The sequence below is a fragment of the Lactobacillus sp. PV037 genome (genome assembly GCF_014522345.1).
Lineage (GTDB): Bacteria > Bacillota > Bacilli > Lactobacillales > Lactobacillaceae > Lactobacillus.
In genome coordinates this window covers 719,839-737,751 of sequence record NZ_CP041987.1, presented here as the reverse complement: position 1 = coordinate 737,751, position 17,913 = coordinate 719,839, and the positions used below count along the sequence as shown (strand labels likewise).

General features: G+C 33.9%; 18 protein-coding genes. 10 read left to right on the top strand and 8 right to left on the bottom strand.

What is annotated here, in order from left to right; translation table 11 throughout:
* Positions 1 to 108: 108 nt before the first annotated feature.
* The 3 genes from FP435_RS04035 (at position 109) to FP435_RS04025 (ending at position 2,402) form a co-directional block, all read left to right on the top strand.
* Positions 109 to 438 carry a hypothetical protein gene (locus FP435_RS04035; RefSeq protein WP_265484565.1) on the top strand — a complete coding sequence of 110 codons (330 nt, stop codon included), beginning with the start codon at positions 109 to 111 and terminating at the stop codon, positions 436 to 438.
* Positions 439 to 512: 74 nt separating this feature from the next.
* Positions 513 to 1,376, top strand: a complete 864-nt coding sequence (locus tag FP435_RS04030) for an NAD(P)-dependent oxidoreductase (protein ID WP_265484564.1) — start codon at positions 513 to 515, stop codon at positions 1,374 to 1,376.
* Positions 1,377 to 1,469: 93 nt separating this feature from the next.
* The gene (locus tag FP435_RS04025) at positions 1,470 to 2,402 is read left to right on the top strand and encodes a site-specific integrase (protein WP_265484563.1); all 933 of its coding nucleotides are present in this window, start codon (positions 1,470 to 1,472) and stop codon (positions 2,400 to 2,402) included.
* A gap of 87 nt (positions 2,403 to 2,489) precedes the next feature.
* Here the strand turns inward: FP435_RS04025 and FP435_RS04020 are convergent, their stop codons facing one another.
* Both FP435_RS04020 and FP435_RS04015 read right to left on the bottom strand, forming a co-directional pair.
* Positions 2,490 to 3,911 carry an amino acid permease gene (locus tag FP435_RS04020; protein ID WP_265484562.1) on the bottom strand — a complete coding sequence of 474 codons (1,422 nt, stop codon included), beginning with the start codon at positions 3,909 to 3,911 and terminating at the stop codon, positions 2,490 to 2,492.
* A 15-nt stretch (positions 3,912 to 3,926) separates the two neighbouring features.
* Positions 3,927 to 5,516, bottom strand: a complete 1,590-nt coding sequence (locus FP435_RS04015; RefSeq protein ID WP_265484561.1) for a pyridoxal-dependent decarboxylase — start codon at positions 5,514 to 5,516, stop codon at positions 3,927 to 3,929.
* Between the two features lie 217 nt (positions 5,517 to 5,733).
* On the opposite strand from FP435_RS04015, the gene FP435_RS04010 reads away from it, so the two are divergent.
* Entirely contained in the window at positions 5,734 to 5,940 is a 207-nt protein-coding gene (locus FP435_RS04010; protein WP_265484560.1) for a hypothetical protein, read from the top strand.
* A 101-nt stretch (positions 5,941 to 6,041) separates the two neighbouring features.
* Complete coding sequence (locus tag FP435_RS04005) at positions 6,042 to 7,382, top strand: dihydrolipoyl dehydrogenase family protein (protein ID WP_265484559.1); 1,341 nt, start codon at positions 6,042 to 6,044, stop codon at positions 7,380 to 7,382.
* A gap of 262 nt (positions 7,383 to 7,644) precedes the next feature.
* Here FP435_RS04005 and FP435_RS04000 read toward each other — a convergent pair whose 3' ends face one another.
* Positions 7,645 to 8,364 (bottom strand): alpha/beta hydrolase, encoded by a 720-nt coding sequence (locus tag FP435_RS04000; protein ID WP_265484558.1) that lies wholly within the window; start codon positions 8,362 to 8,364, stop codon positions 7,645 to 7,647.
* 74 nt (positions 8,365 to 8,438) lie between these two features.
* Positions 8,439 to 9,497: an aldose epimerase family protein gene (locus FP435_RS03995; protein WP_265484557.1), complete on the bottom strand. Its 1,059-nt coding sequence runs from the start codon at positions 9,495 to 9,497 to the stop codon at positions 8,439 to 8,441.
* 324 nt (positions 9,498 to 9,821) lie between these two features.
* Here FP435_RS03995 and FP435_RS03990 point away from each other — a divergent pair, with 324 nt between their 5' ends.
* A complete protein-coding gene (locus FP435_RS03990) occupies positions 9,822 to 10,181 on the top strand; it encodes a type II toxin-antitoxin system RelE/ParE family toxin (RefSeq protein WP_265484556.1) in 360 nt (119 codons plus the stop codon).
* The gene (locus tag FP435_RS03985; protein ID WP_265484555.1) at positions 10,181 to 10,456 is read left to right on the top strand and encodes a helix-turn-helix domain-containing protein; all 276 of its coding nucleotides are present in this window, start codon (positions 10,181 to 10,183) and stop codon (positions 10,454 to 10,456) included. Before FP435_RS03990 ends, FP435_RS03985 begins: the two co-directional genes overlap by 1 nt.
* Before the next feature lie 546 nt (positions 10,457 to 11,002).
* Here the strand turns inward: FP435_RS03985 and FP435_RS03980 are convergent.
* From FP435_RS03980 to FP435_RS03965, 4 genes are all read right to left on the bottom strand, one after another.
* Complete coding sequence (locus FP435_RS03980) at positions 11,003 to 12,286, bottom strand: solute carrier family 23 protein (protein ID WP_265484636.1); 1,284 nt, start codon at positions 12,284 to 12,286, stop codon at positions 11,003 to 11,005.
* Between the two features lie 204 nt (positions 12,287 to 12,490).
* A complete protein-coding gene (locus FP435_RS03975) occupies positions 12,491 to 12,889 on the bottom strand; it encodes a type II toxin-antitoxin system HicB family antitoxin (protein ID WP_265484554.1) in 399 nt (132 codons plus the stop codon).
* 56 nt (positions 12,890 to 12,945) lie between these two features.
* On the bottom strand, positions 12,946 to 13,128 hold the full coding sequence (locus FP435_RS03970) for a type II toxin-antitoxin system HicA family toxin (protein WP_265484553.1): 183 nt from the start codon (positions 13,126 to 13,128) through the stop codon (positions 12,946 to 12,948).
* Between the two features lie 337 nt (positions 13,129 to 13,465).
* Complete coding sequence (locus tag FP435_RS03965; protein ID WP_265484552.1) at positions 13,466 to 14,797, bottom strand: FAD-dependent oxidoreductase; 1,332 nt, start codon at positions 14,795 to 14,797, stop codon at positions 13,466 to 13,468.
* A 164-nt stretch (positions 14,798 to 14,961) separates the two neighbouring features.
* Here FP435_RS03965 and glsA point away from each other — a divergent pair, with 164 nt between their 5' ends.
* From glsA to FP435_RS03950, 3 genes are all read left to right on the top strand, one after another.
* A complete protein-coding gene (gene glsA, locus FP435_RS03960; RefSeq protein ID WP_265484551.1) occupies positions 14,962 to 15,891 on the top strand; it encodes a glutaminase A in 930 nt (309 codons plus the stop codon).
* Positions 15,892 to 16,019: 128 nt separating this feature from the next.
* Positions 16,020 to 16,772 carry a carboxymuconolactone decarboxylase family protein gene (locus tag FP435_RS03955; RefSeq protein WP_265484550.1) on the top strand — a complete coding sequence of 251 codons (753 nt, stop codon included), beginning with the start codon at positions 16,020 to 16,022 and terminating at the stop codon, positions 16,770 to 16,772.
* 232 nt (positions 16,773 to 17,004) lie between these two features.
* The gene (locus tag FP435_RS03950; protein ID WP_265484549.1) at positions 17,005 to 17,874 is read left to right on the top strand and encodes a hypothetical protein; all 870 of its coding nucleotides are present in this window, start codon (positions 17,005 to 17,007) and stop codon (positions 17,872 to 17,874) included.
* Positions 17,875 to 17,913 lie beyond the last annotated feature (39 nt).

Genomic DNA, 17,913 nt, shown 5'->3' with positions numbered 1-17,913 from the left:
TAATTTTAAATACATTAGTTATATAATATACATTCTAAATATTAACTAGTATTAATTTTGATTTTTCTGTATAATCAAAACTATATTTTATATACATGGAGAAGAAATATGCAAGATTATATGGCTTCCAGCCTTGAAAAATCATTTCATAAAGATATTCCTGTAAAATATGATAAAAAGAAAAAACTTTATGTTATCGAACTAGATAGAGGAAAAGCTAATAATAGCCTAGAATTTGCAGTAAATGAAGCCAAATCTGGTGATACTGATGATTGGGAGATCTTTGTAAAATTCTTTACAGAATATTCAGATACATTGAATGAAGCAGGAATGAAATCAAAAATCGTTGTTAATGATCCTAAGAGCTCCAAAAAAGCAATCTTAACTGTGGAAAAGGGAAAAGTAGTTGAGGATCTTGTTAATAGTAGTGATATTTAACTAAATTATGAGCAGGAATAACTTCCTGCTTTTTATATGCTAAAATAAATTACGAATAGTAAAGGAGTTTTTCAATGAAAGTTGGTTTTATTGGTACCGGAGTAATGGGTACTGGAATTATTAATAATTTGCTTAAAGCAGGGAACGAAGTAACTGTTTATAATCGCACCAAGGCTCATGCACAAGAAGTGCTTGATAATGGCGCAAAGTGGGCGGATAATCCTGCAGATGCTACTAAAAATAATGATGTAGTTATGTCAATGGTGGGATTCCCACAAGATGTTGAGCAGATTTACTACGGTCAAAATGGAATTTTAGCTGCAGCAACTTCTAAGCAAGTTTTGGTAGAAATGACTACTAGTAAACCTTCTTTAGCACAAAAACTAGATAGGGATGCTCGAGAAAAAGGCTTACATATCATTGATGCACCAGTTTCAGGAGGAGATATTGGTGCTAAAAATGGCACCTTAACGATGATGGTTGGTGGAGATAAAGTGGATCTAGAAAAAATCACACCACTTTTAAAGCAATTTAGTAGTCAAATTCATTACTTTGGCCCTGCTGGTAGTGGCCAACATGCAAAAATGGCAAATCAAATCATGATTGCAGGTACTATGACTGGAATGAGTGAAATGCTTGCTTATGCTAAAGCAGCTAATTTAAACCTCCAAGAAGTAATTAAGACTGTTTCAGGAGGAGCGGGAGAAAATTGGAGTTTGAGTAATTATGGGCCCCGGATTTTAAGAAATGATTATACTCCTGGATTTTTTGCTAAACATTTTTTGAAAGACTTGCGGATTGCTCTGGAAGAAGCAGAAAAGATGAAGTTGAATTTGCCTGCTACTAGGGATGCCAAACGCCTTTATGAGGTTTTGGTAGATGAAAAGGGGCTTGGTAATGACGGAACGCAAGCCTTAATCGAGCTATGGTGGAAATAAGAATTTGATAATAGAGAGACTAAAATAATTGCAAATCTAAAACCTCTTTGAAAAATAGTTAATGTGACTAATTTATTCAAGGAGGTTTTTTATATGTCACGAAAAAAGTACAGTACAAAGTTGTTTTACAAGTATTATTTGGACTGGATTCGTCTCTATAAAGAGAATGCAATTCGTCCAGTTACGCTGGATAAGTATTACCTTGTCCAACGCACTTTAAAGGAAATTGCTCCAGATCTACATATGAATGAACTAGATCGGAAAAGCTATCAAAATTTACTTAATATCTATGCACAAACTCATGAAAAAACAACTACGCTTGATTTTCATCATCATTTAAAAGCTAGTCTGTTTGATGCAGTAGATGATGGTATCATTAAAATGGATCCAACTAGAAGAGCAATTATTAAGGGAACTGTAACGAAGAAGAAAAGACCAAAGTTTCTTAATCTTTTCGAACTTCAAACTTTATTAAGATCACTAAACTTAGGCTCAGAATTAAATTGGGATTGGTTCATTCTTTTAGTTGCAAAGACTGGTCTGAGATTTGCCGAAGCTTTAGCCTTAACGCCAGAAGATTTTGATTATGAAAAACAAAGTATTATAATCAACAAATCTTGGAATTATAAAGAAAAAGTTGGTTATTTCCAACCTACTAAAAATCCATCATCTAATCGAATAGTTATGGTTGATTGGCAAATAATGCAACAATTTAAGCAGTTAACAGAAAACAAGATGTCAAAGAAACCAATCTTTTTTGAAGAAAATCAGAGAGTATATAATTCAACCCTAAATCAACGGTTAGCATCTTATTGTAAAAAGGCAGGTATTCCACCAATTTCAATTCATGGATTAAGCCATACACATGCATCATTATTACTTTATGAAGGTGTGTCAGTAGCAAGTGTTGCTAAACGGTTAGGCCATTCAAATACAACTACTACTCAAGAAACCTATATTCATATTATTCAAGAATTAGAAAATGAAGATAATGATAAAATTTTGTACCACTTAAGAAAACTATGATTATTTCTATTCTGTAGCTAATATATCCTCTTAATTATGCAAAAACTCGTAAGTTCTCAACTAAACTTACGAGTTTTATAGGATTTTCTAATTTTTCTTTTCTTGCTGGGCCATTAGTTCATTAACTTCCTGTGTCCATGAATCTTTGTGAAAATGTACAATAACAAATGGTAAAACAGTAAGGATAATACTAATGACTGCTACAATAATAAAGTTTAACCAAGTTCCTACAGCAAAAGTAGCAACTAGAGCAACAATTATTGTGGCAATTAATAATAGACCGATAAACCAAGTCATACCTAAATTTCCGACTTTGAAAGGACGTTTTAAATTTGGCTCTTTAATTTTTAACCTAATAAATCCAACTGCCATGAAGATGTAAACAATGCAATAGAGAACAGTAGTTGCATTTACTAAATCAAGAAATGCTGTATTAATCGCAGGAATTAATAGATACACTAACGCAAAAAGGGAGATAATAGTTGCTTGTGTAAATAGAATAGTGTGCGAATCACCGAATTTATCAGTCTTCCAAAATTTAAATTTGGGTGGATAAAGACCTTGTTGGGCGCTAGAAACAATTGTCTTACCTGGTCCTGAAGCCCATGCAGATAGTTGAACACTTACTCCAATGAAAACCATAATACTAAAAACATTAGCAATCCAAGAAGGGAGACCCAAAATTTTATCATAGATGATAACAGGTTGGACAATATTATTTAAGTCAATTGCAGATGGAGAAACAACAGCTGCTTCTAAGAAGCCATTAACAGTATTTAAAAGAAACATAAATACTAAAGTTACTAAAACTCCAATTGGATAAAATGAAACTTTTTTAAGTCTAGTAATATAGACTGAAGACATTTCAATTCCAGTAAAAATAAATATTATTGGCGAAAAGAACTGCAGTGATTTCATATCTGTAGGATCTGGCCATAACTTATCTACAGAAAAGTGACCTAAAATAGCTGTAGGATGAATTCCTGTTTTAATGACTGCAATAATTCCTAAAATTGTCATAATCGCAAGTGGGATATAAATACCTAGCCATGATCCAACTTGTCCTGTTATTTTAGCCATATCAAACTTCATATTCAAAAAAGTGATTATCCAATAAACAACTAAAATTACAATTAACGTAAAAATATTGTTAGTTCCCAATTTTGGTTGATTAATTGCAGTAGCTAATAAAGGAGGAAGGGCAGAGGCAACCATTACCATTCCAGGAAACATCTGTACCCAAAGTAACCAAGAAGTTGCAAAGCCAAATTTCTGTCCTAAAGAATTGTTAACCCATAATTCAGGACCACCTTTTTGTGGGAATGCACTCCCAAACTCACCAGCAATTAAACAAATTGGTAAAGCAAAGAGCAAAGTAGCAACAGCCATGTAGAAAAACATTGTCCAGCCACTACCAGCAACATCGGGAATATTACGAATACTTGCTGCTAGAGCTACTGTCATCCCTATGAAAGTAATTAATCCAACTTTTGATGTCTTACTTTTCATAAATTAATACACTTTCTATAGAATTTCGCTTAATTTCTTTTCCATTGACTTTGCAATTCCTTTTGAATAGAAATCAAAGAGTTTGTCATCATTCAAGTAAGGTGTCATAATAGCAGCTCTCAAAAGGGTTACTTCACCAACTTTATTCCATTCATCTTCAGTAAAGCCCATCTTTTCAATAAATGGAACAGGAGATTTGCCATAAGTGCCTTTTCTAAAGATAGTATGTGAGGTTAAGAAACGATTTTCGTAAACATGACTGTCATAAAATGAAGAAAAATCAAATACTTTTTCATTAAGGGCATTGGTTTTTGCTAAATCAGTTTCGCCATCAACTTTCAATACCCAATCCACCATATTAAAATCTGGATTATCAAGAGGATAGACACTCACTGTTTTTCCTTTAACATTGAATTTAAGATTACTTAAGAAATCTCTAAATCTCTGGGCTGCTTCCATAGATGAACCTACTAAACGTCCATATCCAGTTACGTTAAGTGGTAGTGTGCGGTGTGCGGCCCAAACTGCAGCTGCAGTAGCACCTGCTTTGGAACCACCAATAATGTATGAACCTAACATATCTGGTAGGGATGCGGTTTTCTTTTCAAAAACATATGGAGCAAAGTAAGAAATGGCATTTCTCATTGCCAGGTGTTTAATTGCAATCCCACCAGCTGCATATGGAACATAACCCATCTTATGAGGGTCAACTGTAACTGATTCTGCCTCTTTAATCGCTTTAAAAGCGTTATAGACATGTTTAGAAATCTTGACAGGATAATTAAAGACATCGTGTTCTTTTAATAAATCTGCTAGTTGATCATATTCAACATAATTGCCATTTTCATCTTTAAATAAAGCTCGACCGTAACCACCGTATGCAGCATCAACGTGAAGGTAGAAGTAGACACCTTGTTTTTCCATTTCTTGACGGAATTTAACAATTCGGTCTACTTCATCTATTTGACCTTCTTCAGTAGTACCAACTACTGCTACTACTCCTAAAATTGGAATCTTTTTAGCAGCTAAATCTTTGATGGTTTGTTCCAAGACATCAACGTCCATCCTAAAATCACTTTTAACTGGAATTTGGACCATTTGGTCAAGACCCACACCAGAAATATCAAGTGCTTTTAACCAAGAGTAGTGTTTAGTATAAGGAACAATAAATTTACCCAATTTTTGAATGTTTTTACCACTTCTAGAAGAGTGGGCCTTAACTTCAGTAATTTGTTCTGGAGTTAAAGTAGCCATAATTTTTAATACATCTTCAACAGACATATTAAGTAATTCCCATTCGCTCATTCCTTCAACTTTCTCGGGAACTACTTCCTTAAAAGCAAGTGGTAAAGATTTGAATTGACGAGCATACCACATTCCTTCAAGATTTGCCATCGAACCGTCATGAGTAATATGGCCCCAGCCATCTTTATAATCAAATAATTTTGCAAAGTCTTCACCAACTTCTGCTTCCATCTTAGAAGTAGCCATTGAAGATTCAAGGGCAACATTGTTTGAATTCCAAAGCATTGCATAACTATAAGCAATCATTGCAGGAGCTAGGGTATCAGAGTTCATCTGGCCCCAATAACGGCCAGCTGACATCCAAGGAACGGTCCCTGGTCTTAAGCGACGATCTAATTCAGTTAATACTTTATGTTGTCGTTCCTGCGAAACGAAAATTTTTAAATAATAATTTTTCTCTACTACTTATGTGCCATTTTAACAATAAATTTACCTTACAAAAAAGGGCATATTATTTGCAATTAATCTTAATGAGATTATGCTTAAGGTGTTAGTAAGTTACTGAAAGGAGTCAAAAATGACTAATAAAAAAGATGTAAATTACAAGTCACTTTTTATCGGTGATAAAGCTGAAAATGGTGATAAGTACCTAGATGAATTAACACATTTAATTCATGAACATTTGGGTTGGCGAAAAAATTATCTACCAGGTGATTTACCCGCAATTACTGATGATGACAAGTTAAAACAAGAATATATCGTTTCGCAGGAACAAATAAATTAGCATCCCTAATAAAAGTAAATTTTATTGGGGATGCTTTTATTTTTACAAAAAATAAAAAAGTAGTATGCTAGTCTAAAAACATGCTATGGAGATTTAAAACAATGAAAAAATATGATTATATTATTTTAGGAACTGGTCCTGCAGGATATGCTCTAGCTAAGAAATTATCAGCAGCTGGTAAAAGTATTCTGGCTATTGAAGGTGGTTTATTTGGTGGTACTTGTCCTAATGTAGGATGTGAGCCCAAAATCTTCTTAGAAGGGACGGTTCACACTGCATTAATGACGCAACAATTAGTGGGACACGGATTAGTACAAGAAGCTAAAATTGACTGGCAGGAATTAATGCAAAATAAAAAGAAACGCTTTGATTCTTGGCCTGAAGAAACAAAAGCTATTTTTTATAAACTAGGCGATGTAGCTGAAGGTTACGGAAAATTTGTTGGCAGTCATACTATTGAAGTTAATGGTGAAAAATATGAAGGCAGTAAAATAATTATTGCTACCGGAGCGCATCCTCACAAAGTTCATTTTCCTGGTGATGAGTTAACCCATACCTCTACAGATGTATTATCTTTAGATAATCTTCCTAAGAAAACAACAATTATTGGTGGTGGCTATATTGGTATGGAACTGGGAACTTTTTTAGCTGCAGCTGGTAGTGAGGTGACTATTTTAGTACGTTCAGATAGAGTCTTACGTAACTTTTATTATGATTATACTGTGCAACTCGTAGATGAAATGGAAAAAAGAAATATTCATATTCGTTTATTTATAGAGATAGCTACCCTAGAGAAGACGACAAATAAAAAAGAATTAATAATTACTACTAAAGATGGTTCAAGAATTGAAACGAATTATGTTCTAGATGCTAGTGGACGACAACCTAACGTAGAAAGACTTAACTTAGATGAAGTGGGAATTAAGTATTCACAGCATGGAATTGAGGTAGATAATCACTTAGAGACTAGTATTAAAGGGATATATGCCATGGGGGATGTAACTAGCCAAAAACTTCCAAAATTAACCACTGTTGCTGAAAGTGAAGCTGACTATCTCTTTAATTTACTTGAACAAAATGTCAATATTCCTTACTATAAGCCAGCGATTGGGACAGCAGCCTTTACTTTTCCTGAAATTGCCCAAGTAGGCCTTAATCCAGAGCAGGCTAAACTTTCTCCAAGTCAATATAAAATTGAAGAGCACAATCTGCAAGGTAGTAGTCTTTATGCTGGACTTAATGAAAAGCCAGCAAAATTAACACTAGTGTTTGACAAACATAATAAATTAGTTGGAGCAAGTGAAATTTCAGCAACTGCTGCTGATGATATTAATAATTTTGTACCAATTATTGGACTAGGATTAACTAAAGAAGAATGGGTTAAAAAGGTTATCCCAATCTATCCAGCACTTGCTGATAAAATTGGTGGTTTTCTGAAATAAAACTACTAATCTTTTATGAATTAAAACATTAAAAAACCAGGGTAGTCAAAGTACCCTGGTTTTTTAATACATATTCTAAGAAATGAGCTAATTTATTTAATGACGGTGTTGAGTTTGAGGCTTTTTAGCGGGCTTGCTTGCGTAATAAAGACCACCCAATAAGACAATAACACCAATGATTTGTGTTGACATAATTTTCCTCCCAAACTTACTTTATGTAAGTATAATAACAACTTATTAAAAGTAAGTCAAGCAAATAACTTTATTTTTTTACCTTATCTAGCCATTTAATTAATAAGTTTGCAACTTCTTTTTGCTGAGTAGCATTGGAAATTGTAGCGTTGCCATCACCTTTTTGCTTACCATAAGAGCCAAATCCGGCATGGTTTCCTCCCTTAATTGAGGCAAATTTGGTATTGGTAGGTAAATATTTCTTGTTTACTTCATAATTTTTCCAATTCAATACTTTGTCATTGGTGGCTGTAATTGATAGGACATCTAAATTTGTTTTATCTAATCTACCTTTTTCATCAGCATAAGCGCCAAGTAAAAATAGACCACGTAAATATTTGTTATGAGAATTATGAGCATAGCGACTTGCCATTGCACCGCCTAGAGAGTGACCTCCAACAACATAATTTTTATTTTTACCAGCTAAATTATCGGCAGCATTTTGATTGAAAAATGCCATATTTAAAGGAAAATGAACAATCTTAACCGTATAACCGGCTTGCGCAACCTGCTTAGCCCAAATTGAGTAAGAATCAGGCTTAACCATTGCTCCTGTATAAAAGATTACTGTCATTTTGTTGTGCTTTGTCTTAAAGACAGTAGCCTTATTAATAACTTGGCTACTCTTAGCGGCTTGTTGCGCTGCTGCAGAAGGTTGGTAAGTAGAAAAATGAACGTAAGTGGCAGCGGAAATTAAAATAATGGCAATAATGCTGATCACTGTAATAATTATTTTTTTAAAAGTCTTCATATTCAATACTCCTATGTTTCATCCTTTTGATTTTAATTATAGCTAAACAGATGAAATTAATTGAGCAAAAAAACTTAGCTTTTGCTAAGTTTTTGGCCAGGGTATTCAATTTCGTATTTTATCCAGTGATGGACGGGTGCTAAGGGTCTCATGGTAATATCACCAAATTCGGGATGGTGAGGTGCATCGGGAAGAGTTTGAGCCTCCAATGCAAGAGCAGCCCAAGAACACCCTGGATGATTAAGCTTTACTGTATTTGGCAAACCATTTGCACTAAACATTACTAAAGCATTACGGTCAGAGTACATTCTCATCTTTAAATTAGTAACCGGATTAGCTAAACTAGCTATTTCTTTACCAGCATAAGTAGAGCTTGGAGTGACTACAAAAAAGTCATCAAAACCTTTTTCAGGAGTTTTATTCATTTCAATCAAGGCGTTCTCTAGTCTTTGTCCCTTTTTAAAGTCGTAAGCATTGGTATTTTTAACTAATTCTCCTGTAGGAATCTTTTCTTTGTTAACAGCTAAGTGATAGTCTGAGTTGATGGTTAAAATTTGTTTTTCAATTGTTAAGTCAGTTTCACTTAAGTTCCAGTAAGTATGACTTGTAGGATTAAAAAGGGTAGGTGCGTCAGTTTGACCGTAGAGATCAATTGTAACACTATCATCATTTCTCAAAGTATAAACCACATAAATGTCTGTATTAGCTGGCATCCCGTCAGCGGTAGGAGAATAATTATTATGCAAAATTAAATGAGCGGAATTTTTATCAATCTCTGCCTTAACATCCCAAAAATGATTTTGCCAACCTTTAGATCCACTGTGAATATTGTTATTGCCTTCATTTTTTTCAAGACTATATTCTTTATCATCAATTGAAAATTTAGCTTGATCAATTCGATTGGCAACTGGTCCAATTAGTTGGCCAATACTATAACCAGCATCTAAGTAGTCTTCGATTGAATCAGCAGCTAGTAACATATTAAAATGGTCATTGTTACTTGGAATACTGTATTGTTGCCAAATACCACCGTAATTTAGGACGCTAATTTTTACATTATTATCATTACTAATCGTATAACGTGTAACATCCTGATCATTTACTTTTCCAAAAGAATCTTCAAAAAATTCCATTTTATCCTCCTTAAAATATGAAAACGTTTACAAATATAATTGTAGCACTTTAAGATTGATAAAAAAAGAATAAGCAAATGAAGGGGCTAATTTGAAAAATAATTTAAACTATTTATAAACTTGTATAGCTTCTAAGCAGAATACTTTTTTAGACAGAGTGTTTGCACTATAGAGTCTTAATTTTGCAACACTCTTTTGCGTTGTCTTTTTCTAAGTTTCAAAGCAAAATTGATAATATAATAAATTATTTACTAAACTAAATAGGCTCAGTTGCATAGGATTATAGAATGTGCATCTTTATAGCGTATCTGCTATAATAGGGATATGAAAAAATTTGAATTTAGCTATTATAACGAAAAAGAATTCGAAGAGTTTTTAGATAAACTGCCAGTTAAAGAAATGGAAAAATTAATTCTTCGTATTTCTAACATTGAAGAAGCAGGTTTTAGAATTTCTAGTAGACAAAAGTGGACAAAAAAATTAGTAGGATATGTTAATTTATTAGAAATTAGATCTAATTTTTCTAATGACATAATTAGAGCATTATTTTTTCACAGCTCAACTGGTCAATATGTGATTACCCATGCCTTTAAGAAAAAATCACAAAAAACACCACTATCAGAAATAAATAAAGCTCTTTCAAGAATGAAGGATTATGAGAAGAAAAATGGAGGAAAAGACTAATGAGTTTTGCAGATAGATATATTGCTAAAAAAATAAAAGAAAATCCAGCACTTAAATCTGAATTTGAACAAGAAGATTTGAATTTGAAAGCAAGTATTCTAGTGAGAGATATGCGAGATGATCTCGGAATGACGCAACAAGAATTTGCAAATTATATAGGTAAACCTCAATCGACTATTAGTCGAATTGAATCAGCTTCAATGAATGTAAGTATGGGATTACTTTCTGAAATTGCAAGGGCAGCGCACAGACAAATTAAGTTAGTTTTAATTTAGAAGATTCCAGTGCAGATTGGGGTCATAGAGACTACCTAGAGGACTGTCAATCGGATTAGCATTAACGACTGATAAACATTACTATGAAAATGCAGTGTCGTTTTTAATGTTGAAGGCAATCACTAATAATAGTGTAAAACTATTATACGAATTAAATCTTAAGCTAAAAGTTATTAGTATATTACTGATAACCTTTAGCTTATTTTTAATTTTTGCAATTCACCCACAAAGATAATTTCTTTTCTAAAATAAGAATCAAGAGTTAATGCAACTCAAAATTTTAGAAAGGAAAGTTACTAGAGATGAAACAAGTAAGAAAAAAGAGGAAGCTAATTTTAAAGCCCCTCCAAATATAGGAAGCTTAATTGACTAGTGCTTTAAGCATAATCTTCCCAGCTTTTAAGGTACTGGTCAAAAAGCCTTTGCGATCAATAATGTGGACTTTATCTAGACTTCCCAATCTATAATCCAGTTTCAAGTAATGCACAATAAAATCCCGAGATTTCTTTCCGGCAATCTCGGGATTTTATTTGATTTCATTTCATCCTATTCACTTACTTCATTTGCGGCTTTTTTAGGCAAAATCCAATTTAACAACATCCCCATGATGGTACATAAAGCAACTGCAGTTAACTGGAAACTACCAATTTGTAGATAAGTACCACCGATTCCAATTACCAAAATTACTGAAGCAATCATCATATTTCTTTTTTTACTAAAATCGATTTTGTTATCTACTAAAATTTTTAAACCACTTGAGGCAATCGTTCCAAATAATAAGAAAGAAATTCCTCCGATTACTGGCATGGGAATAGTATCAATTAGGGCAGCGACTTTTCCAACAAATGAAAAGATAATTGCTAATCCAGCTGCACTAGCTAAAACCCAGACCGAATGAATTTTAGTCATGGCTAAGACGCCGATATTTTCTCCGTAAGAGGTAGTAGGAGGGCCACCAATAAATCCGGCAATAATTGTCGAAAGTCCATCGCCCATCAAAGTACGATGTAAACCAGGATTTTTAAAGAAATTACGTTTGGTTAAAGAATTAAGCACCATGATATGGCCCATGTGTTCACTCATTGTTACAAAAGCAATTGGCGCCATCGTCAAAATAGCTGCCGGATAAAATTTTATTTTATAAGAAATCCCTGGTAAATCTAAAGCTGGCCAAGAAAACCAAGCACCTTTAATTACTGGGGTGAAGTCGACAATCCCTACCAAACATGAAAGCAGATAACCAAAGATGATTCCTAATAAGATAGAAACTAAGGCAGTAAATCCTTTGAAAAACATTTGGAAGAACAAAGTAACCGCTAAGGTAAAAATAGCAATTCCAAAAAATTTTAGGTCATATTTTGAATTATTGAGCATGGCATCATTAGCAGCAGTTGTTGCAAGTGATAACCCAATGACAATAATTACTGGTCCTACTACAATTGGCGGTAAAACTTTGTCTACCCAGCCAGAACCGATTTTTGCTACTACTAAAGCTACAATTACGTAGACAATACCAGCAGCGATCGCTCCTTGAGCAATGGCTGGATAGCCATCTGCTTTCATTAACGCTTGCATTGTGGCAATATAAGCAAAACTTGATCCTAAATATGCCGGAATTTTAAAGCGAGTTAATGCCATGTGCACTAAAGTTCCAACTCCTGAAGATAGGAGGGCAATGCTGGGACTAAGTCCTACTAAAATTGGTACTAATACTGTTGAGCCAAACATTGCAAACAAATGTTGTAAAGCAAGTAATAATCCCTGTCCAACTTTGGGCTTCTCATTAACATCTAGTAACGCATCTGGATTGCGAAATTCCTTTTTCACTATAACCTCCCTATAATAAAAAACGACTCACCCTAATCTGTAAGGACTAAGGAAGAGTCGTTTCTGACAAAAATTAGTCCTATAAGACTAATTTACCTAAAATTATCTAATATTAAACATGTAATAAAAGGACTTGTCAAGGACTATTTTTGAATAAATCATTAAAAGCTTCACTTCATCTATCAAAAAGGTAATTAATTTTTTGATTTATTGAATGCCTAATTTAGCTTTTAACGCATCGGTGAGAGTAGCTGAAAAGTTAATATTGGCTTCTTTGGCTAACATATTTACAAAAGAAGGAATAGTTAAAGTCTTTTTTACGAGCTTATTTTGTTCTTTTTCACGTTCAAGCTTTAAATCGACTTCAACAGGAACTAAAAAGTCTGGCGCAACAATATCAAATTTACTTGGATCTTTTGTTGGCGCAGGAACTTTTTCATTAAAGTCTTGCTGAGTGAGTAAGTATCCAGTTAATGAATCGTGGGAACTTTGAAGAGCTTCTTCCAAAGAATCTCCAAAGGTTGCAGCATATGGTTCTAAATCTGGAAAAGTTACTTCATATTGTTTTTTAGAGTTTTTATGAAATCTTGCAAAATATAATGTCATTTTTAACCTCCGTTTAAAAGTCAATTTAATGAAACTAAAATACCAAAACAAACGGATTATTTCCAACCCGCTTGTTTATAAATACTATCAAGAGTTCCTTTAGGGATGTCTTTATTAGGATGAGGAACTGTGACTATTCCCTTTTTAGTAGGGTGTTTAAAATGATGGTGGTCACCTGTAATGCGGGCTAAGAACCAACCTTCACGTTTAAGTCTCTTGATAACTTTTCTTGATTCCATTAAATCTCCTCCCTAGTAACACGTATCTTAATACGTCTCACACATATATAATAGCACGTATCTTAATACGTGTAAATAAAATGGAATAATTGAATAAAATATCTAATTTAGAAAGGACGCGCTTGGTTTTGAAAAGCTGGTAAGTCTTTAGCATAGACCTAACCCTAAAAGAAAAAGGCTACAACTACCATTCACATTAGAATTTGATTGGTAATTATAACCTTTGAACTTAACAAAACCATCATAAAGCGATGGTAAATCAAAAGGGAAGGATTGGGTCTCCCTAACCGAAGCTAAACTGTGGTTCTATTAAGAGACATTACCTTTAATAAAAGGACTATTTTTTGAATAAATCATTAAAAGCTTCACTCATTGTAGGATGAGTATAAATTTGATCACGCAAGACTGTGTAAGGAATATGCATCTTCATAGCTAGTGAAATCATATTAATCAATTCATAGGATTCAATTCCATATAAAGTTGCCCCAATAATTTCGTTATTAGCAGGGCTAACTAAAGCTTTGAATAAACCTTTAGGATTTTTAGCAACGTGAGCCTTAGGAATTGCACTAACTGGTAAAGTAAAGAGTTCGTAAGGGATGTTTTGCATTTTAGCTTGTTTTTCATTTAAACCAACTGCAGAAAGAGCTGGGTCAATAAAAACGCTGTAAGGAATAACCTTACGGTCTTCTGTTGAACGAATTTTGCTACCAAAAAGTTGATCTTTAATAATTCTAAAGTCATCCAAAGAAATATAAGTAAATTGTGGACCACCTTTAACATCCCCAATTGCCCAAACATTAGGAACAGTAGTTTCGAGATACTTATTTACGACAATGGCACCACGAGTGTCAGTCTTAATTGATGTACTTTCCAAATTTAAGTTTTGGGTATTAGGAGTGCGGCCAGTAGCTACTAAGATACGATCACCATCAACAACATGAACACCTTCTGCATCATTAAAGATTACTTGAGCACGCTCTTGTTGATCAACAATTTTTTCTAATTCAACACCTAATTTAAAGCTAACTCCTAAGTCTTCCAAGTCTTGTTTAACTAACTTGGCAATGTCGTCATCTTCTTTTGGTAAAAATTCACTGTTATGATCTAACACAGTTACATGAGAGCCATACTTAGCAAACATTGCGGCAAACTCTAGACCAATGTAACCACTACCAATAATTACTAGTTCTTTTGGAAGGCTCGTTTGATCCATAGCGGCGGTTGAATCCAAAATGAAGCGACTTTCCTTTAAACCAGGGATGTCTATCATTCTTGGTTTAGAACCAGTATTAATAAAGATTCTCTTACCTTCAAAATTCTTAGTACCTAATTCAGTTTCTACAGCAATAGTGTGGTCACCAGTAAAGTGTGCTGTTCCATCTAAAACAGTAACTGTCTTTTCATCAGCTAACATATGATAGTTTTTGTTGCGAAGCATGGCTGTCATTTGGTTTTTGTTAGTGACTGCGTCCACATAATCCATTCCATTTCCCGCTTCAATAATTAGGCGTTTGGAAGGAAGACAGGCGATATTAATACAAGTTCCACCATACATTTGATTGCTTTTTTCGATTACAAGAACTTCTTGTCCTTGGCTTGCTAAAAATTTAGCTAAGGTTTTACCACCTTTACCAAAACCAATAATAATATTTTCTACTTTTTGCATGATAATCCACCTCGTTATCTTTTTACTTTAATTATATTAGAAAATTATCATCTTGTCACTTTAAATGCTTATTTTTTATAAGTGAATTAAGTGCTTTTAATTGGCTTTTTAAGAAAAAGCGCTATGATTAAGCTAAAAGTATAGTGTGATAGAAAGGTTTAAAGATGAATTTAGATTTAAATAATTTAATTAAAGAAAATCTCCCTAAACAAACACAAGGAAAAGTAGCAAGTTATATCCCTGCACTAGCGGAAGTCAATCCTAACCAGCTTGGAGTTGCTTTGTATGATTTAAAAAATAAAGAGATCATTCAAGCTGGAGATAGTGATGTTCGGTTTGCAATTGAAAGTATTTCTAAGGTAATTACTTTATTGTGGGCCATCAAAAAGTTGGGGATGCAAGAAGTATTTACCCACGTTGGCTCACGTCAAACAGGCTTTGCCTTCAACTCAATCTTAAATATGGAAATTAATAAGCTCAAACACCCGATGAACCCATTTGTTAATGCTGGTGCCATCATGACTACTTCATTAATTGTTGAAGATAAAAAAAGAGATCCTGAACCTTTTGCAGAGATCTTGGATTTTGCTCAAGAAATCTGTAATGACCCTGATTTATATTTGGACGATGTTATTTACCATTCTGAAAGAAGAACTGGTAATTTGGATCGCTCGTTAGCCTACTACATGAAGTCAAAGAATATGATGATTGCGGAAGTTGAACCAAGCCTAGATACATATTTTGAGCAATGCTCAATGATGGTAACTGCTAAAAGCTTAGCTAATTTAGGAGCTGTCTTAGCAAATGATGGTATTAAACCTTGGGATGGTGAAAGACTAATTTCTAGTGAAAGTGCTACTTATACTAAATCCTTAATGATGACTACAGGATTATATAACCAATCAGGGACCTACTCCCGCTTAATTGGTGTTCCTACCAAGAGTGGAGTAGGTGGTGGCTTAGTATCAGCTGCACCTCATGAATATGGTATTGGTGTCTTTAGTCCTGCTTTAGATAAAGAGGGTAACAGTGTAGCCGGCCTAGCTTTATTACAAGATATTGTTGATGGACTAGGATTGGACATCTTTAAATAGAGAATTACATTTATTCATTTTAAGCATTAAATTTTAAGAAAAATAAGCATTTCACATAGGAGGAACTTACTACTAAAATGAATTAAAGCAATCGAATAATGTAATCACTTTAAGGAAGGATGTTTCTAATGACAGAAATACACCAAACTGCAGGAAGAGATCAATTAGGTAAATTTGCACCAGAATTTGCTCATTTTAACGATGATATATTATTCGGAGAAAATTGGGCTAATGATGATATCAGTCAAAAAACACGCTCAATTATTACTATCTCTGTCTTTTTAGGTCGTGGACTAGTTGATTCATCATTAAAATATCATCTTCAAACTGCTAAAAATAATGGGATAACTCGTAAAGAAATTGCGGCAATTATTACTCATGCTGCGTTTTACGCAGGCTGGCCTGTAGCTTGGTCTGCTTTTAATATGGCTAAAGAAGTATGGGCAGATGAAAAGACTGATGACGAAAAAGCAGCTTATCAAAATACGATTATTTTTCCAATTGGGGAATCAAATGATGCTTACGCAAAATACTTTACTGGCCAAAGTTATTTAGCCCAAATTACTGATGATGCTTTTCCAATTAGTAATGTAACTTTTGAACCTGGGGTTATTAATCATTGGCATGTTCACCATGCTTCTAAAGGTGGCGGTCAAATGTTAATTGCTGTTGGAGGTCGTGGTTATGTGCAACTTGAGGGACAAGATCCTGTTGAATTAAAACCGGGAGATAGTTTCTTTGTACCAGCTAATACTAGACACTGGCATGGAGCTGCACCTAAATCATGGTTCTCACACTTAGCATTTATGGTTCCGGGAGAAGAGATGAGCAATGAATGGCTTGAACCAGTAGATGAAGAGTTTTATCGAAAATTGAAGTAATAACGAATTAGAAAAAGAGGTTGTATTCAAACTATGGAATATAACCTCTTTTATTATCAGAATGAAGGGAAAGTAACAATAGGAGTGTTTATAAAGGGATGTTCTAGTATATTAAAATTTCGATTTAGAAGATAGGCTATTTTCAATTACACTCCATGATAAAATACCTTGTGTGAAGAATGGAAAAGTTATTTAAAGCACAAACTACCCAAACACTAATGGAGGTTTAAAAATGAAAATTAAAAATGTCGTGAAAAAAGTTACTATTGCAGCCATGCTGGCTACGCCTGCACTCGGCGCTTTCTCTCATTCTGCCGCCCTAGCTGCTAGTTGGGTGCCTAACTCCAAATACTATGTATCTAACCCTGATGATGCTACTAATGAAGATACTTATGATACCTATGATGGTGCCTCTAACCGTAACTTTAAACGTCGTAGCGCTAACATCTATGTCAAAGATAAGTCCATTTTACCCGCTGTTAAAAAGGCCATCAAACTCTGGGCTCCTAAGTTTAAATTTAAGTTAGTTAAGTCTGCTAAACATGCTAGCTTTAACTCTGCTAAATACGCTAATATTGTGGTTTATGATGATAATAAAGTTGACACTACTGAACGTGGTGGTAGTAGCAATATTACTACAACTCGTGTTTATGAAAATAAAAATCCTGAAGTAATTAAATACCTTGGCGTTAGATATCAACCTTATGCTAATGACCACTTAACACCTAAACGCGTTAAGTTCCTTAAAAAGCACCCAAGTTACACAACTGCTAATAAGTTTGCTCCTAAAGATTGGAAAAAGAAAGCATTTACTAATCATATGAATCTTGTTGTTCGGTCTAACAATTTAACTGAGCAAGGTAAAGTTAATGCCGTTGCCCAACAATTAGGGCGTGCTATTGGATTAGGATCTTTAACAGATATTAAAGAGTCATTTTTAAGCGACAAGAGTGACATTATGGCCGCCACTCAAGGCCATTATAACCAAAACTGGCACGTTACCCAAGATGACTTAGATCATATTGATTGGATCTATTCACATCCTTATACTAGTCTTGCTGATAATCCTATTTTTAGTGAATCAGAAGCACATGCCATTTAATATTATTAATAAACATCCCTTATGGGGGATGCTTTTTTA

Excerpts from the sequence above, each read along its gene's own strand:
- FP435_RS04035 (WP_265484565.1), top strand. The coding sequence starts at position 109 with ATGCAAGATTATATGGCTTCCAGCCTTGAAAAATCATTTCATAAAGAT.
- FP435_RS04030 (WP_265484564.1), top strand. The coding sequence starts at position 513 with ATGAAAGTTGGTTTTATTGGTACCGGAGTAATGGGTACTGGAATTATT.
- FP435_RS04025 (WP_265484563.1), top strand. The coding sequence starts at position 1,470 with ATGTCACGAAAAAAGTACAGTACAAAGTTGTTTTACAAGTATTATTTG.
- FP435_RS04020 (WP_265484562.1), bottom strand. The coding sequence starts at position 3,911 with ATGAAAAGTAAGACATCAAAAGTTGGATTAATTACTTTCATAGGGATG.
- FP435_RS04015 (WP_265484561.1), bottom strand. The coding sequence starts at position 5,516 with ATGTCAGCTGGCCGTTATTGGGGCCAGATGAACTCTGATACCCTAGCT.
- FP435_RS04010 (WP_265484560.1), top strand. The coding sequence starts at position 5,734 with ATGACTAATAAAAAAGATGTAAATTACAAGTCACTTTTTATCGGTGAT.
- FP435_RS04005 (WP_265484559.1), top strand. The coding sequence starts at position 6,042 with ATGAAAAAATATGATTATATTATTTTAGGAACTGGTCCTGCAGGATAT.
- FP435_RS04000 (WP_265484558.1), bottom strand. The coding sequence starts at position 8,364 with ATGAAGACTTTTAAAAAAATAATTATTACAGTGATCAGCATTATTGCC.
- FP435_RS03995 (WP_265484557.1), bottom strand. The coding sequence starts at position 9,497 with ATGGAATTTTTTGAAGATTCTTTTGGAAAAGTAAATGATCAGGATGTT.
- FP435_RS03990 (WP_265484556.1), top strand. The coding sequence starts at position 9,822 with ATGAAAAAATTTGAATTTAGCTATTATAACGAAAAAGAATTCGAAGAG.
- FP435_RS03985 (WP_265484555.1), top strand. The coding sequence starts at position 10,181 with ATGAGTTTTGCAGATAGATATATTGCTAAAAAAATAAAAGAAAATCCA.
- FP435_RS03975 (WP_265484554.1), bottom strand. The coding sequence starts at position 12,889 with ATGACATTATATTTTGCAAGATTTCATAAAAACTCTAAAAAACAATAT.
- FP435_RS03970 (WP_265484553.1), bottom strand. The coding sequence starts at position 13,128 with ATGGAATCAAGAAAAGTTATCAAGAGACTTAAACGTGAAGGTTGGTTC.
- FP435_RS03965 (WP_265484552.1), bottom strand. The coding sequence starts at position 14,797 with ATGCAAAAAGTAGAAAATATTATTATTGGTTTTGGTAAAGGTGGTAAA.
- glsA (WP_265484551.1), top strand. The coding sequence starts at position 14,962 with ATGAATTTAGATTTAAATAATTTAATTAAAGAAAATCTCCCTAAACAA.
- FP435_RS03955 (WP_265484550.1), top strand. The coding sequence starts at position 16,020 with ATGACAGAAATACACCAAACTGCAGGAAGAGATCAATTAGGTAAATTT.
- FP435_RS03950 (WP_265484549.1), top strand. The coding sequence starts at position 17,005 with ATGAAAATTAAAAATGTCGTGAAAAAAGTTACTATTGCAGCCATGCTG.